This window comes from Flavobacterium cerinum (assembly GCF_004028155.1).
Classification (GTDB): Bacteria; Bacteroidota; Bacteroidia; order Flavobacteriales; family Flavobacteriaceae; genus Flavobacterium; species Flavobacterium cerinum.
Genome location: NZ_SBII01000009.1, coordinates 1 through 15,027 on the forward strand (window position 1 = coordinate 1; position 15,027 = coordinate 15,027).

A 15,027-nucleotide genomic window follows, 5' to 3' on the forward strand; every position below is an offset into this window, starting at 1 on the left:
GGACGGAACCTTTAACGGTAACCCGGTACCGGCAACCGATTACTGGTTCACTGTTACCTACCCTGAAACTGTGGGAACAACCGTGATAAACAAAGAATTTAAAGCACATTTCTCTTTAAAACGATAATTATAAAAAATGAATAAACGTATTTTACTTCTGTTACTACTACCCTATTATTGCCTTGCACAAATGCCGGCATATTATAATTCAATTAATTTTAGCCAAACTGGAAATAACCTTAAAGACCAGCTTGCACAACTAATCACTACTACACATACACACAACCTTGTATATACTCCTGAGGTATGGGATGCTTTAGAACAAGCTGATCTTGTACCCGGAAGTAACCAAAACGTTTTTCTTATTTATGGTTATAATGATAATGATGCAGATGATGATAACGACAGAACAAGAAGTAAATATCTTACCTGCCACTCTGAAAGTTGTGACGGAAAATGGGTAAGAGAGCATGTTTTTCCGCGTTCATTGGGTAGTCCCAATCTTGAATTTGATGGTCCAGGATCTGATGCACACCACCTACGCGCTATTGATTATGATATGAATAATGATCGTGGCAACAAGCGTTTTGGAGCCGGTTCTGGCAACGCTGCTACAGTAACAGGAGGATATTTTTATCCCGGAGACGAATGGAAAGGTGATATTGCAAGAATGATGATGTACATGTATATGCGTTATAAAACGCAATGCAGAGCTATTGTTGTAGGTGCCGGAAGCGCTACTTATAATGTAGATATGCCAAATATATTTTTAGAATGGAACAAAGAAGACCCAGTAAGCCAGTATGAAAAAAATAGAAATACAGTTTTGCAAAACATGCAGGGTAACCGTAATCCTTTTATCGATAATCCTTATTTAGCAACTATTATATGGGGAGGACCGGCAGCAGAAAATACATGGAGTAATTTATCATCTCAAGATTATTCTTTAAATACCATAGCTGTATATCCTACTCTTACAACTGGAGAAATACATATTGAGAATACTACTTCAAATCAATATACCTATAATGTATATAACAATTTAGGTCAACAAGTAAAAGCCGTAATATCTAACGACACTGTTAATATAACAGGCAATGCACCAGGTCTTTATTTTTTAATCGTTACTAACGATAATTCTAATAAAACATTTAAAATAATACTGAAATAAATAGTTTTTGATATAGTTTTTTGATTTAAACCCTGTCTTTTTAAGATGGGGTTTATTTTTTTAATGTGGTTAACACAATCGTAACAGTCTTTTCACAGAAACAACATTCCCAGTTAACATCTGAGTATAACATTTGTATCCAATTGAAAATCAACAACAAATAAAGACTATTAATTAAATTTCAAATAAAATGATTCAATTATTACATCAAAAAATGCTGCGGAAGCTCCTGGCAACCCTACTCTTTCTTTCGGTTGGAGTATCCTGGGGGCAAACAGCCTACACCCTTACTCATGGAACAGGGCAGGCCGCAACTACCGTTACAGGAATAACAGCTTCCTATAATGGTGTAAGTGGCGGTTGCAGTACAACAGCAAATTCTGGCACAAACCTTCAATTGACCTTAACGGCACAAGCCGGTTACACTTTTACAATTACTTCTATTGAAGGAACAGCTGTAAGAAGTAGTGCAGGTTTACCAAATTTTAATTTTCAATTAATAAATAATGGTACCGTAAATGGTACTCCTGTAAATAATATACCTTCAACAAGCAGCTGTGGTGGTGGAACAGTAGTTCCTACAATTACAGTAGCAACAGCCAATCAAACAGTAACAGCAGGAAATACCGCGACAATTAATGTTGTTCGTGGTGGAAGTGGTTCAGGTTACAGTCATATGAAAACCTTTATAATTAAAGGTGTAGTAACTCCTACTGTTTTTATAGGAGCAGTAACTCCTACAACATTACCTGACTTTTCCACGACTTTAGGAACACCTTCTGATTCACAAAGTTTCACTGTAGACAGTGGCACGGGTATAACCGGAAATATTACAGCAACTGCCGGGGCACATTTTTTTGTAAGTTTAGATAATTCTACATTTACCAGCAGTGTAAGCTTTGCTAATCCTGCTGTGGGTCAGACACGCACAGTATATGTGCGCTTTAACCCTTCTACAACAGGAACTAAATTAGGATCGGTAGCTCTTAGCAGCACCGGTGTTGCTAGTAAAATCGTTTCTGTTAAAGGAATAATAGGAATTGCTCCTGTTATTAGTAGTGTACTTACAAAAAGTACTGTTTACAGTACTACAGACACTTATAATATTAGTACAAGTACAGGAACTGCCCCTATTATTTATAGTGCCGATTTAACTGGTATACCAGCTGGTGCAACATTTACGGGAAGTACAATCTCATTTGCTGATAATTTTCCGGTAGGGAATTATAATATACCTATCACTGCAACCAATGGTTTTGGTACTGTCACAGCAACTCTGGTATATTCAAGGACAGCAAAAGCGCTGACTCTTACGGGTGGAACAGCACAAAATAAAATATATGATGGTTTAACTGATGTTACATTAACTGCTCCCCCATCACTGGGCGGAATATTAATGGGCGATGATGTAACTCTAACAGGAACTCCGGTTAGTGCTTTTACAACTTCAGTAACAGGAAATCATCCTATTGCGATAACATCCGGCTATACCTTGACGGGAACCAATGCCGGAAATTATACATTAACCCTACCTCAACAACCTACAGGACTTACCGCAACTATAACTGCCGGTGAAATAACCATTACAGGAATACTTGTAGGAAATAAAATTTATGATGGAACTACAACAGCCACTATTACGGGTACACCGATATTAAATGGTATTGCGAATAGTGAAGCTATAACATTAGATGCTGCTACAGCTACTGCTCTATTTGCAACAAATCAAACAGGTACAGCTATACCAATAACAGTATCAGGTTACACTTTAAGTGGCTCTACATCTGCCAATTATACACTGCAACTACCTTCTGGTTTTACTGCGGATATCACTGCAAAAGAATTGACCATTTCAGGAATACAAATACAAAATAAACTTGAAGACGGTACAACATCTGCAACTATTACAGGTACTCCCGCATTGGTTGGAGTAATTAATAGTGATGATGTAACCTTAGATAGCAGTGCTGCAACTGCAGTATTTACAACGGCATCTGTTGGTGCTGCAATACCAGTTACAGTTACCGGATATACGCTTAACGGAACGGCTATTGGTAATTATACACTACAGCAGCCACAGGGGCTAATAGCTAATATAACTAGTGCTACTTTACAAAATCAGACAATAACTTTTGATCCACTTACTACTGTTACTTATGGCGATACACCTTTTGTGCTAACCGCTACAGCAGTACCGTCTGGATTAACAGTAACTTACACAAGTTCTGACGAAAATGTTGCCACAGTGTCTGGAAATATTGTTACAGTTGTTGGAATCGGAAGTACAACTATTACTGCTAATCAGGCAGGAAATGCTTCATTTAACCCTGCTCCTACCGTAACTCAGTCACTTGTTGTAAACAAAAAAACGCTTACAGTTGCAGGAGCAACTGTAGATAGTAAAACATACAACAAAACTATCGATGCCGTATTAAGTAATGGTACGCTTAGTGGTATAGTAGGTACGGATGTTGTTGTTCTTGATGGTTCTACGGGAACATTTGCCAGCGACGATGTAGCAAATGGTATAGTCGTAACTCCACAGTACTCTATTAGTGGTGCTGATGCTGGAAAATATCTTCTTGCTCAGCCAGCACTTACAGGAAACATTCTCCCAAAAGCACTTACTCTGGCAACTCCGGCTGCTAATAATAAAATGTATGACGCTACAACTACTGCTACAATTACAGGTACTTTATCAGGTATACTTAGTGGTGATACTGTGACATATAACGGAACAGGTACATTTCCATCCGCCGATGCAGGAACAGGTATTACTGTTACTTCTACAGCTACACTTACCGGAGCAGATGCTGCAAATTATGTTTTAACACAACCAACAGGTCTAACTGCAAATATTACTAAACATAATGTAACAGTTAATGCTATAGCCAATAATAAAGCATATGACCGTACTACTAATGCTGTAATCACAGCCACATTAAATGGAGTAATTGGTACAGATGATGTACAAATTACCGGGAATGGATTGTTTAACAACTTTAATGTAGGAATCAATAAGCCAGTAACTTCTAACTTAGTATTATCAGGATTACAAGCTAATAATTATACACTTGTTCAACCAACCGGATTAATAGCTTCTATTACCCCTAAAAACCTTACTGTAGATGTTACCACTACAATAGTAACTCCAAAAAACTATGATGGTACAGCTACAGCATCACTTACCAACACAGTACTTAACGGTATTGTACCAGGTGATGAAGCTAATGTTGCTGCCCAAACAGGTGCGTTTGCACAAACTACCCCAGGTACAGGCATCACAGTAAATAGTTTAGTACTAACAGGTAGTGCTGCTGGAAACTATGCTCTTATACAACCTGGATCGCTTACAGGAACTATTCTTCCGGCGGTACTTACAATAAGTAGTGCTGCAGCACAAAATAAAATATATGACAAAACAAATTCAGCTATAATTACAGGAACACTAGCTGGTATTATACCTGCTGAAGTTGTTACTTTTAACGGAACAGGAACTTTTGCATCTGTAAATGTTGCTAATGGTATTACCGTTAACGCTACAATATCTCTAAGCGGTGCTAATGCTTCGAATTATGTTTTGACACAGCCAACAGGCCTTACCGCTAACATTACTCCTATTGCCTTAACTGTTACTGCAACAGCACAGGATAAGCAATATAATGGTAATACGGATACTACTGTTAACGGTGCACAGATAACCGCAGGATCTATACTTCCTGGTGATAATGTTACATTGGTATCTGCGTCGGTTGCAGGTTCATTTAACAATGCAAACGTAGGTACCGGAAAACCGGTATCGGCAGTATTTTTAATACAAGGAACTGACGCGGCTAATTATACAGTTACTGCACAGACTTATCCTGCTGCTATTACAAACCTAACTCTTACTGCCGATACTACTAATGCATTGGTAGCAACAAAAATATACGACAACAATACTAATGCAGTACTAACAGGAGTAGTACTAAATGGTGTACTAAGTGGAGATACGGTAAATGCAACAACAGGTAATTTTGCTTCGGCAAATGCCGGTACAGGTATTCCTGTAACCATTACCTTATCTGGTGCGCAGGCAGCAAATTATATACTAACACAACCTACAACTGCTCCTTCAGGAACTATAAGTAAAAAGGCATTAACTGCTACGGCAGACAATAAAACTAAAAATCAGGGAGCTGCTAATCCTGCCCTTACAATTACTTATTCAGGTTTCGTAACCGGGCAAACCTCAGCAAATGCTTCAGGATTTATAGCGCCAACAGCTAATACAACTGCTGTTACAGGTTCACCAATGGGAGCATATCCTATAACACTTACAGGAGGAACTTCAGACAACTATGATCTAAACCTTGTTAATGACTGGCTAATTGTAAGCCCGCCAACAACTACACTGTTCCCTTCAGGAACAATTTGGTCGAATGGTATTACTGATGGAACTCCATATTTGTATAATCCTTACACTATTGGAGATAATGTACCAGCTAGTACTTATATAGATGTAAGCGGTATTGGCCGTGGAAGCGGTATAGCCGGAAACGCAGCAACCGGCAGATATAATGCAAATGGTTGGGGATTAACATTTGATAGTAATGATTACTTCTATTTTACTATAACTCCTAAAGCAGGATACAAGCTTAATTTAACCAATTTCATATATAGTGGACAAGCTTCGGGCACAGGGCCAAATACATATGCAGTAAAATCCAGTGCAGATAATTATACTGCTACTATTGCCGGTGGTGGTGCAAATGGCACAATTAATCTTTCTGCAGGTACATATCAAAATGTAACACAGCCTATAACTTTCCGTGTGTATGCATGGGGTGGAAATAGTGCTACAGGAACTTTTAGTATTAACGACTTTAGTTTTAGCGGTTCAGTAATACAGGCTCCAACACCTGTGGCTCCGGTAATAAACAGTACACTGGTGGGTAATTCAAATGCAGGCAATACTGCTACTTACCAAATTACAACAACCGGTACTCCTGTAATTACACTTACTGCTGCTAATTTACCAGCAGGTGCTTCAATAAACAATTCAGGACTAATAAGTTTTGATGGTACTACACCTGTAGGTGTGTATAACATCACATTAAATGCAACTAGTTTTTATGGTACAAATACTAAGACATTAGTATATACTGTAAACAAAATAAACCAGATATTAACATTTGATCCAGACCCTATACCAACAAAATTCATGGGAGATCCTGATTTTGTTCTGGAAGCGTCAAGTTCAACAGCACTACCGATTACATCATGGGTTAGTTCTAATCCGGCTGTTGCAACTATTGCTGCAGATGGTACAGTAACAATTCTAAGTGTGGGTACAACTACACTTACTGCTTCAAATTTAGGAGATGCCTCTTATAATCCGGTATCAGCAGGCAGACTGTTAACAGTACTTCCTAAACCTATTCTTCTTGCAACCCCAACACCTATTACAATAATAGCTGTAGAAGGACAGGGTGCATCTGCAGCTGTACAATTAACAGCTGTTACAGGTACTGACCTTGTTCCTGTTGCGGGTACTATATCCCTTACCGTAACAACTGGGTTTGAAATAGCTACCGACATGGGTGCTTATGGAAATTCCGGCAGCTTTACCTATACAGGAGGTGCTATAAACCAAATTAATCCACTTATATATGTAAGACTTGCAGCAGGACATGCTGTGGGTACTTATACAGGTACATTAACCTTATCCGGAGGTAATGCAACATTAACAATACCATTAAATGCAACTGTAGAACATACACCGGAAATTACAACAACTGCTGCTAATTTTGGTCCGTATTGCGCAGGCAGCACTAATACTGTAAGTCTGAGCTATACAACCCAGGGAACATTTAATACAACGAGTTTTTATGTTCAGCACTCCGATGCTACTGGAGTGTTTCCAAACGATTTCACTAATATAATAAGTACTGCATCTGCAAGTGCTACAATAACAGCTACATTACCATCTACATTAGTTGCTGGTAATTACAAACTACGTGTAGTAAATCTTTCATCGGGTCTTGTAATACCAAGTACAAATGACAATGGTAGTAATGTGGTAATAAATGCGTTGCCTACATTATCTGCTGTAACAACAGCGTGTACCGAAAATAGTGCTCCAATTCATTTAGCAGGCTTACTGGCTAATGGTTCATTTACTGTTAATTACACAATTAATGGAGGTTCTGTAGTACAAGTATTAGATGTACTAGCTGATGCTTTGGGTAATGCAACATTTAACATCCCTGTTACGGCAGCGAATGGCGGTCAGATCGTAACAATAACAGAGTTGATCAGAACTGATATCGCTCCTGCTTGTAATACTGTGTTCTCAACAAATAACACAGTTGCCTTGATTATTACACCTGCTCCAACGGCCACTCCCTTAGCATTCTGTTCTGCTTCAACTGTAGCTAACTTAACTGCTACGGGTACAGACCTTAAGTGGTATGCTGCTCTAACTGGCGGACAAGCACTGGCAAATACAGAAGTAATTGCAACGGGTAACTATTATGTATCGCAAACTATAAACGGATGTGAGAGTACAAGAACACTAGTTGCGGTTACTGTTAATGTAACTCCGGCTCCAACGGCTGTTCCATTAGCATTCTGTTCGGCTTCAACTGTAGCTAACTTAACAGCTACAGGTACAGACCTTAAGTGGTATGCTGCTCTAACTGGCGGACAAGCACTGGCAAATACAGAAGTAATTGCAACGGGTAACTATTATGTATCTCAAACAGTAAACGGTTGTGAGAGTACAAGAACTGAAGTTGCGATTACTGTTAATGTAACTCCGGCTCCAACGGCTGCTCCTTTAGCATTCTGTTCGGCTTCAACAGTAGCAAATCTAACAGCTACAGGTACAGACCTTAAATGGTATGCTGCTCTAACAGGTGGTTCGGTATTAGTGAATACTTCCACAATTACAACAGGTAACTATTATGTATCGCAAACGATAAACGGATGTGAGAGTACAAGAACTGAAGTTGCGGTTACTGTCAATGTAACTCCGGCTCCAACGGCTGCTCCATTAGCTTTCTGCTCAGTTTCAACAGTAGCTAACCTAACTGCGACAGGTACAGACCTTAAATGGTATACTGTACTTACAGGTGGCTTGGTACTAGCAAATACAGAAGCAATTGCAACGGGTAATTACTATGTATCACAAACATTAAACGGATGTGAGAGCACAAGAACTGAAGTTGCGGTTACTGTTAATGTAACTCCGGCTCCAACGGCTGCTCCTTTAGCTTTCTGTTCGGCTTCAACAGTAGCGAACCTAACAGCGACAGGTACAAACCTTAAATGGTATGCTGCTCTAACAGGTGGACAAGTACTAGCAAATACAGAAGCAATTGCAACGGGTAACTATTATGTATCGCAAACCATGAACGGTTGTGAGAGTACAAGAACTGAAGTTGCGGTTAGTGTTAACGTAACTCCGGCTCCAACGGCTGCTCCTTTAGCTTTCTGTTCGGCTTCAACAGTAGCGAACCTAACAGCTACAGGTACAAACCTTAAATGGTATGTTGCTCTAACAGGTGGTTCGGTATTAGTGAATACTTCCACAATTACAACTGGTAACTATTATGTATCGCAAACGATAAACGGATGTGAGAGTACAAGAACACTAGTTGCGGTTACTGTTAATGTAACTCCGGCTCCAACGGCTGCTCCTTTAGCTTTCTGTTCGGCTTCGACGGTAGCGAACCTAATGGCGACAGGTACAAACCTTAAATGGTATGCTGCTCTTACAGGTGGCTTGGTACTAGCAAATTCGGAAGCAATTACAACAGGTAACTATTATGTATCGCAAACCATGAACGGATGTGAGAGTACAAGAACTGAAGTTGCGGTTACTGTTAATGTAACTCCGGCTCCAACGGCTGTTCCTTTATCTTTCTGTTCGGCTTCAACAGTAGCGAACTTAACAGCTACAGGTACAAACCTTAAATGGTATAGCTCACTTACCGGAGGTTCGATATTAGCAAATACAGAAGTACTTACAACAGGTAACTATTATGTATCACAAACTATAAACGGATGCGAGAGTGCAAGAACTGAAGTTGCGGTTAACATGAACCCAACTGCTGTTCCTACTGCTGCTCCAATGGTTTTCTGCCAGCAGGCTTTTGGTTTAAACCTTGTTGCTACGGGAACAAATTTAAAATGGTATACAGCTGCTACTGGTGGCACTTTAGTAACCGAAACAACACCACTTGTTAGTGGTAACTATTATGTATCGCAAACTATAGATGGCTGCGAAAGTTTAAGAACTGCTGTTTTAATTACTATAAACATAACTCCTGCTCCAACAGCCGGTCCATTAACTTTCTGTCACTCTGCAACTGTAGCTAATTTAATAGCAACCGGGACAGATCTTAAATGGTATGGATACTCTACAAGTGGTCCAGTATTAGAAAATACAACATCATTAACCACGGGTAACTATTATGTATCACAAACTATAAATGGCTGTGAGAGTACAAGAACGCTGGTAGCAGTGACAATAACTATAACAACGGCTCCTTTTGGTGTAGCACAAACATTTTGTGAAAATGCTACAGTCGCTAACTTAGTTGCAACAGGTACTGATTTAAAATGGTACACTGCACCTACAGGTGGTTCAGTATTAGAAAATACAGCATCACTAACTACAGGTAACTATTATGTATCACAAACTATAAATGGTTGTGAGAGCCCTCGTAAAATGATATTTGTAACAACAAATACAACAATTGCACCACAAGGCCAAACTGAACAATTGTTTACCGAAGGTTCAACAATTGCTGATCTTGAAGTTCAGGGAGAAAATATTAAATGGTATCCTACTGAAGCTGATGCAATAGCAGGCACTAATCAATTACCTGCTAACACAGTTCTTGTGAACGAAACAACTTACTATGCTACGCAGACAATAGGTTGTGAGAGTAATGAGGTTTTAGCTGTAACAGTGACAATAACATTAGGTGTACATGAAGTTGAAAAATTCACTTTTAGCTACTACCCTAACCCTGTTATAAACGAACTGCACATTAAAGCTGAAAATACAATAACTAATGTTACTGTATACAGTTTATCAGGTCAGGAAGTAATGAACCAAAAATGGAATAAAGAAGAAGGCGTTCTTGATATGTCTTCTCTGCAAGCCGAAATATACCTGGTAAAAGTAAATTTTGGCACATTCGAAAAAATAATCAAAGTGGTTAGAAACCACAAATAGAGTCAAAATGTAATGTTTAAGCGGCTGCCTTTTCAGGCAGCCGCTTTTGTTTTATGACCTTTTTCACTAAATCTAACCTTTTGTTTAAGTATCGGTAAACTAAAAGTGTTTTACCCCGTATTAAATAACCATTAACTAACAATTTCACAATATTCATTTTCGGTATTTACTTCTTTGCATTTCTAATTTTACATCAAAATAAAAACGATCAGAAAATGAAAAAATTCTACATCTTAGCAGCAGCTTTTACACTTACTACTGTTGCTGTAAATGCTCAGGAAAATTTAATTGTTAATGGAAATTTTGAAAACTGGACAGCGGAAAATCCTGTAAACTTCACTAAAGCAGGAACTACAGTTCTTTATAATGACCTTTTAACTAAAGAAACCACAATATCAAAAAGTGGTAATTCGGTAAAACAAATATCAAAAGCACAAGGATCTACACAGTATTTAGAGTACAGTAACTTACTACCTGTTACTGCCGGAAAATCTTACACTATCAGTTACTGGTATCTGGACAATGACAATAAAGCAAGTACAAGATTATGGTCTACATGGCTTGATGCAGATAAAAAAGCATTAGCAACTGAACTACAAGCTGCTGTACAACTTGAAGCTTATTCTACAGACGGTCCAAACTGGGTAAACAAAGTAGTTACTGTTACTGCACCTGCAGGAGCTATATTTTTCAGATACCAGGTTAGAGCTTACCACCAGGGTGGTATTGGCGGAGGTTACATTTACTATGATGATTTATCATTCCAAGATAATGGTGTAGCAGGAGTTAATGAAAACAACATCTCTGGTCTTAAAATGTACCCTAACCCACTTACAGGAAATGTACTTAACATAACATCTGATAATAATACAGAAAAAACTGTAGCTATCTATGATGTAGTTGGTAAACAAGTAGTAAACACTACAACTACTGATGGTACTGTTAATGCAGATTTAAACAGTGGAATCTATATTGTTAGAATTACTGAAGAAGGTAAAGTTGCTACAAAAAAATTAGTAGTAAAATAATCTCATCACAATAGTTAAAAAAGCATCCGCCACAACGGATGCTTTTTATTTTTATATCAACCCCGTACTGTGTATCATTATCGATCATGAAAACACGTTTTACATTCTTTTTGGCATTATTCTTTTTAGCATTTACACAAAGCCTACTAGCTCAGTATGTACAGGTAAATGATACTTATACCGCACAACAATTGGTAGATGCATTAGTAGATGGTTCTTGTGCCCAAATTTCTAATATTACTTTTAAAGGTGCTCCTAATAGAAAAAGTTCCGGTTATTTTACTAATGGTGGATCTACATTTCCTTTTAGCAATGGTATCGTATTGAGTTCCGGTTATGCTGCTTCGGTTACCGGACCTAATGATTCATTGCTTAGCGAAGGTGGCACCGAGTGGCTGGGAGATAATGACCTTGAAACTGCATTGAACGTTAGCAATACCATTAATGCTACTATTTTAGAATTTGACTTTGTTCCTTTTACAGATAAAATCAGTTTTGATTACATCTTTGCTTCAGAGCAATATCTTACCAGTATAAACTCTCAAAACCAATGTAATTACACAGATGGTTTTGCTTTTCTTATTAAAGAAGTTAGTGGTTCTGCTCCTTACAAAAATCTTGCTGTAGTACCCGGAACTAATATACCTGTAAAAGTAAATACAGTGAGAGGAGAAGGTGTATGCCCATCGGCAAACGAACAGTATTTTGGTGGTTTTAGCGGCCCTAACCACCCTATAAACTTTAATGGCCAAACAATCGCCTTAAAAGCAGAAACTGATGTAAATGCAGGGTCTTTATACCATATAAAACTGGTAGTGGCAGATCAGGGAAATAACCTTTATGATTCGGCTATATTTTTAGGCGGCGGGAGTTTTAGAAACACTACAGATCTTGGACCCGATCGTTTACTGGCAACTAAGAATCCGCTTTGCCCAAATGAGACCATTACACTAGATGCTACTACTATGAATGCTTCAGGCTACCAATGGTCTAAAAATGGTGCTGAGCTGCCCGGAAAAACTGCTCCACTTTACACTGTAACCTCAGAAGGAGAATACACTGTTGCTATAAAGATTACAGCCACTTGTTTTTCTAAAGGAAAGATCAAAATAGAATATGCTTCGCTCCCACCTTCACAAACATATACACTATTACAGTGCGATGAAAATAACGATGGAATTACAAACTTTAACCTGAATCTTGCTACTGAGATTATTACTAATAACAACACCGCATTTACTGTACAGTATTTTGTAGATTCAACTGATGCCAACCTCAATATCAACCCGATCGTTAATACGACAGCATTCCAGAATATAACTCTAAATCAACAGATATCTGCAAGAGTAACAAATCAATATGGATGCTTTGCTATAAGTACGCTAACCCTACTAACATCTGCTAACGGATTAACCAATCCTGATCCTCAGGCAAAATGTGATGAAGACGGAATTGAAGACGGTCTTACTTCGTTTGACCTCACAATTAGCAATGCGCAAATACTACAAAACCTGCCTGCCAATCTGCAATTACGTTACTTTACATCAGGAGCTGATGCTTTGGCTTCCATAAATCCTATAAGTACTCCGGAGAACTTTATAAACACCGCAGCTTATAACCAAACCATTTATGGCAGAATTTATAATGGCAGTGATTGTTACAGTATTATAAAACTTAATCTCATTGTATATACTTTTGGTAACGGCTTTAAAAACGAAGATGTTATTTTATGTGAAGACAATATCATAACTCTTGATGCAGGTGCCGGGTTTACCAGTTATAGCTGGAATACAGTTCCGATACAAAACACACAAACAATAAATATCAATCAACCTGGCAGTTATACCATTACAGCTGTAAACAGCAATGGCTGCAAAGGTTCTAAAACATTTACAGTACTTCCTTCTGCTCCTGCAACCGGAGCTATCATAGATATTGACGATTTTAGAGGAAACAACAATTCAATTACAATAACTCCACAAGGGATCGGTAAGTATGAATTTTCCATTGATGGAAAAAATTACCAGAATGAGAATGTATTTAAAGACCTGATAACTGGTAAATACACCATTTATATTAATGACAAAAATGGCTGTGGAAATTATTCTGAGGTTATTTACATTCTTGATTATCAAAAATTCTTTACTCCCAACAATGATAATATTAACGATGTTTGGAGAATACCGTATTTGAGTTTACTTCCAAAATCGGAAGTACTGATCTTTGACCGTTATGGAAAGCTTCTCACAGGATTTAAAGGCACGGGGCCGGGATGGGATGGAACTTATAACGGCAGGCCCTTACCCGCAACAGACTACTGGTTTGTAATCCATCTTGAAACAGGAAGAACTATTAAAGGACATTTTTCTTTACTACGCTAATTTCATATTTATAGAAAATAAAAAAAGAGTTCGTGATTTACGAACTCTTTTTTTATTTAGGCAATTGCTATTTACATCTGCTTTATCAGGTAAAGGTAAACCGGTAAGTGGTCACTATATCCTATTTCACCATTCCAGTTTCTGTTAGGATACCCTTTATACTGCCCCGATGCCTGGAACATATAAGGCTTTTTAAACACGCTTGCTTTCCAAAAACGAAATGAGGTATAATCTTTTCTTATTAACGGCTCTGTGATGATCATTTGATCAAATAGATCCCATGCATCTCTATAGGCAAGTGTACCAATTCCTTTTTTAGACATTTCTTCCATCGGATTGAACATTCCAAAAGGTTTTACATCTTCTTTTCTCGCCTTAGCACCCAAAACCTTTTTAATACTCTTATTGTAAGGCCCATCATTTAAATCGCCCATAGTGATCACTTTAGCATCTGGGTTAAGCTTATACAGGGAATCTATAATTTTCATGTTTAAAGCTGCTGCCGCTTCTCGCAAATGGCTGCTTGCCGCTTCTCCTCCTCTACGCGATGGCCAGTGATTCACAATAAAATGAACCTCTTCCCCATCCAACAAGCCGCTTACCAGTAATTGATCCCTCGTAAAAATCCTGTTTGAATTTGGGTCAACTTCTGCTTTGTCGTCTTTATCGGCCTGTTCAACTTTTTCTTTGCTTTCCGGCTTAGCAAACTCATCATATATAAGTAGAGGTACATTTATATATGAGGTAGGTTTAAAATGCTTTTTTTGGTACAGCAAAGCATTATCAATTCCCCTTTTGTCGGGAGAATCAAAATGTACAATTCCGTAATCTTTACCTATAAGCTGAGGGTCTTTAACTAATGCTTCCAGTACTCTTTGATTTTCTATTTCTGCCAGTCCTATTATGGTAGGCGAATTTGGATTTTCATCGGTACCAATTAATGAAATTACCTTTGCAAGGTTACTTACTTTCTTTTTGAAGTTTTTTGGTGTATACACCCATTCATCATCTCTTGTTTTTGGATCATTAATCGTATCATAGAAATTTTCTACGTTGTAAAATGCGATCGTGTGCACCTTAAATTGTTTTTCTTGAGCCGACAATTGCAGAATTGCAGCGATAGTGAAAGATAAGGTTAATAAATTTTTAATCATTTTGACGGTATATTAAGTAAATATCAAGTTTAGTTTAAACTCCGGAGCAAAAGTAAATAGGTTT

Annotated in this window: 6 protein-coding genes; 5 read left to right on the plus strand and 1 reads right to left on the minus strand. The window is 38.1% G+C overall.

Translation table 11 applies throughout. From position 1 onward, the window contains the following. The 5 genes from EPI11_RS19270 to EPI11_RS12505 form a co-directional block, all read left to right on the plus strand. Positions 1-127, plus strand: a 127-nt coding sequence (locus tag EPI11_RS19270; protein WP_128390317.1) for a T9SS type B sorting domain-containing protein, incomplete at its 5' end; no start/stop codon positions are given. A 9-nt stretch (positions 128-136) separates the two neighbouring features. Then, positions 137-1,171, plus strand: coding sequence for an endonuclease (locus tag EPI11_RS12490; protein WP_164879169.1), 1,035 nt, complete (start codon positions 137-139; stop codon positions 1,169-1,171). Positions 1,172-1,361: 190 nt separating this feature from the next. Next, the gene (locus EPI11_RS12495) at positions 1,362-10,400 is read left to right on the plus strand and encodes a YDG domain-containing protein (RefSeq protein WP_128390318.1); all 9,039 of its coding nucleotides are present in this window, start codon (positions 1,362-1,364) and stop codon (positions 10,398-10,400) included. A 215-nt stretch (positions 10,401-10,615) separates the two neighbouring features. Further along, the gene (locus EPI11_RS12500) at positions 10,616-11,428 is read left to right on the plus strand and encodes a T9SS type A sorting domain-containing protein (protein WP_128390319.1); all 813 of its coding nucleotides are present in this window, start codon (positions 10,616-10,618) and stop codon (positions 11,426-11,428) included. A gap of 86 nt (positions 11,429-11,514) precedes the next feature. Further along, positions 11,515-13,809 carry a T9SS type B sorting domain-containing protein gene (locus EPI11_RS12505; RefSeq protein ID WP_164879170.1) on the plus strand — a complete coding sequence of 765 codons (2,295 nt, stop codon included), beginning with the start codon at positions 11,515-11,517 and terminating at the stop codon, positions 13,807-13,809. Positions 13,810-13,880: 71 nt separating this feature from the next. Here EPI11_RS12505 and EPI11_RS12510 read toward each other — a convergent pair whose 3' ends face one another. Beyond that, positions 13,881-14,963, minus strand: a complete 1,083-nt coding sequence (locus EPI11_RS12510) for an endonuclease/exonuclease/phosphatase family protein (protein WP_128390321.1) — start codon at positions 14,961-14,963, stop codon at positions 13,881-13,883. Positions 14,964-15,027 lie beyond the last annotated feature (64 nt).

Coding starts and splice junctions, on each gene's coding strand:
- EPI11_RS12490 (WP_164879169.1), top strand. CDS start 137: ATGAATAAACGTATTTTACTTCTGTTACTACTACCCTATTATTGCCTT.
- EPI11_RS12495 (WP_128390318.1), top strand. CDS start 1,362: ATGATTCAATTATTACATCAAAAAATGCTGCGGAAGCTCCTGGCAACC.
- EPI11_RS12500 (WP_128390319.1), top strand. CDS start 10,616: ATGAAAAAATTCTACATCTTAGCAGCAGCTTTTACACTTACTACTGTT.
- EPI11_RS12505 (WP_164879170.1), top strand. CDS start 11,515: ATGAAAACACGTTTTACATTCTTTTTGGCATTATTCTTTTTAGCATTT.
- EPI11_RS12510 (WP_128390321.1), bottom strand. CDS start 14,963: ATGATTAAAAATTTATTAACCTTATCTTTCACTATCGCTGCAATTCTG.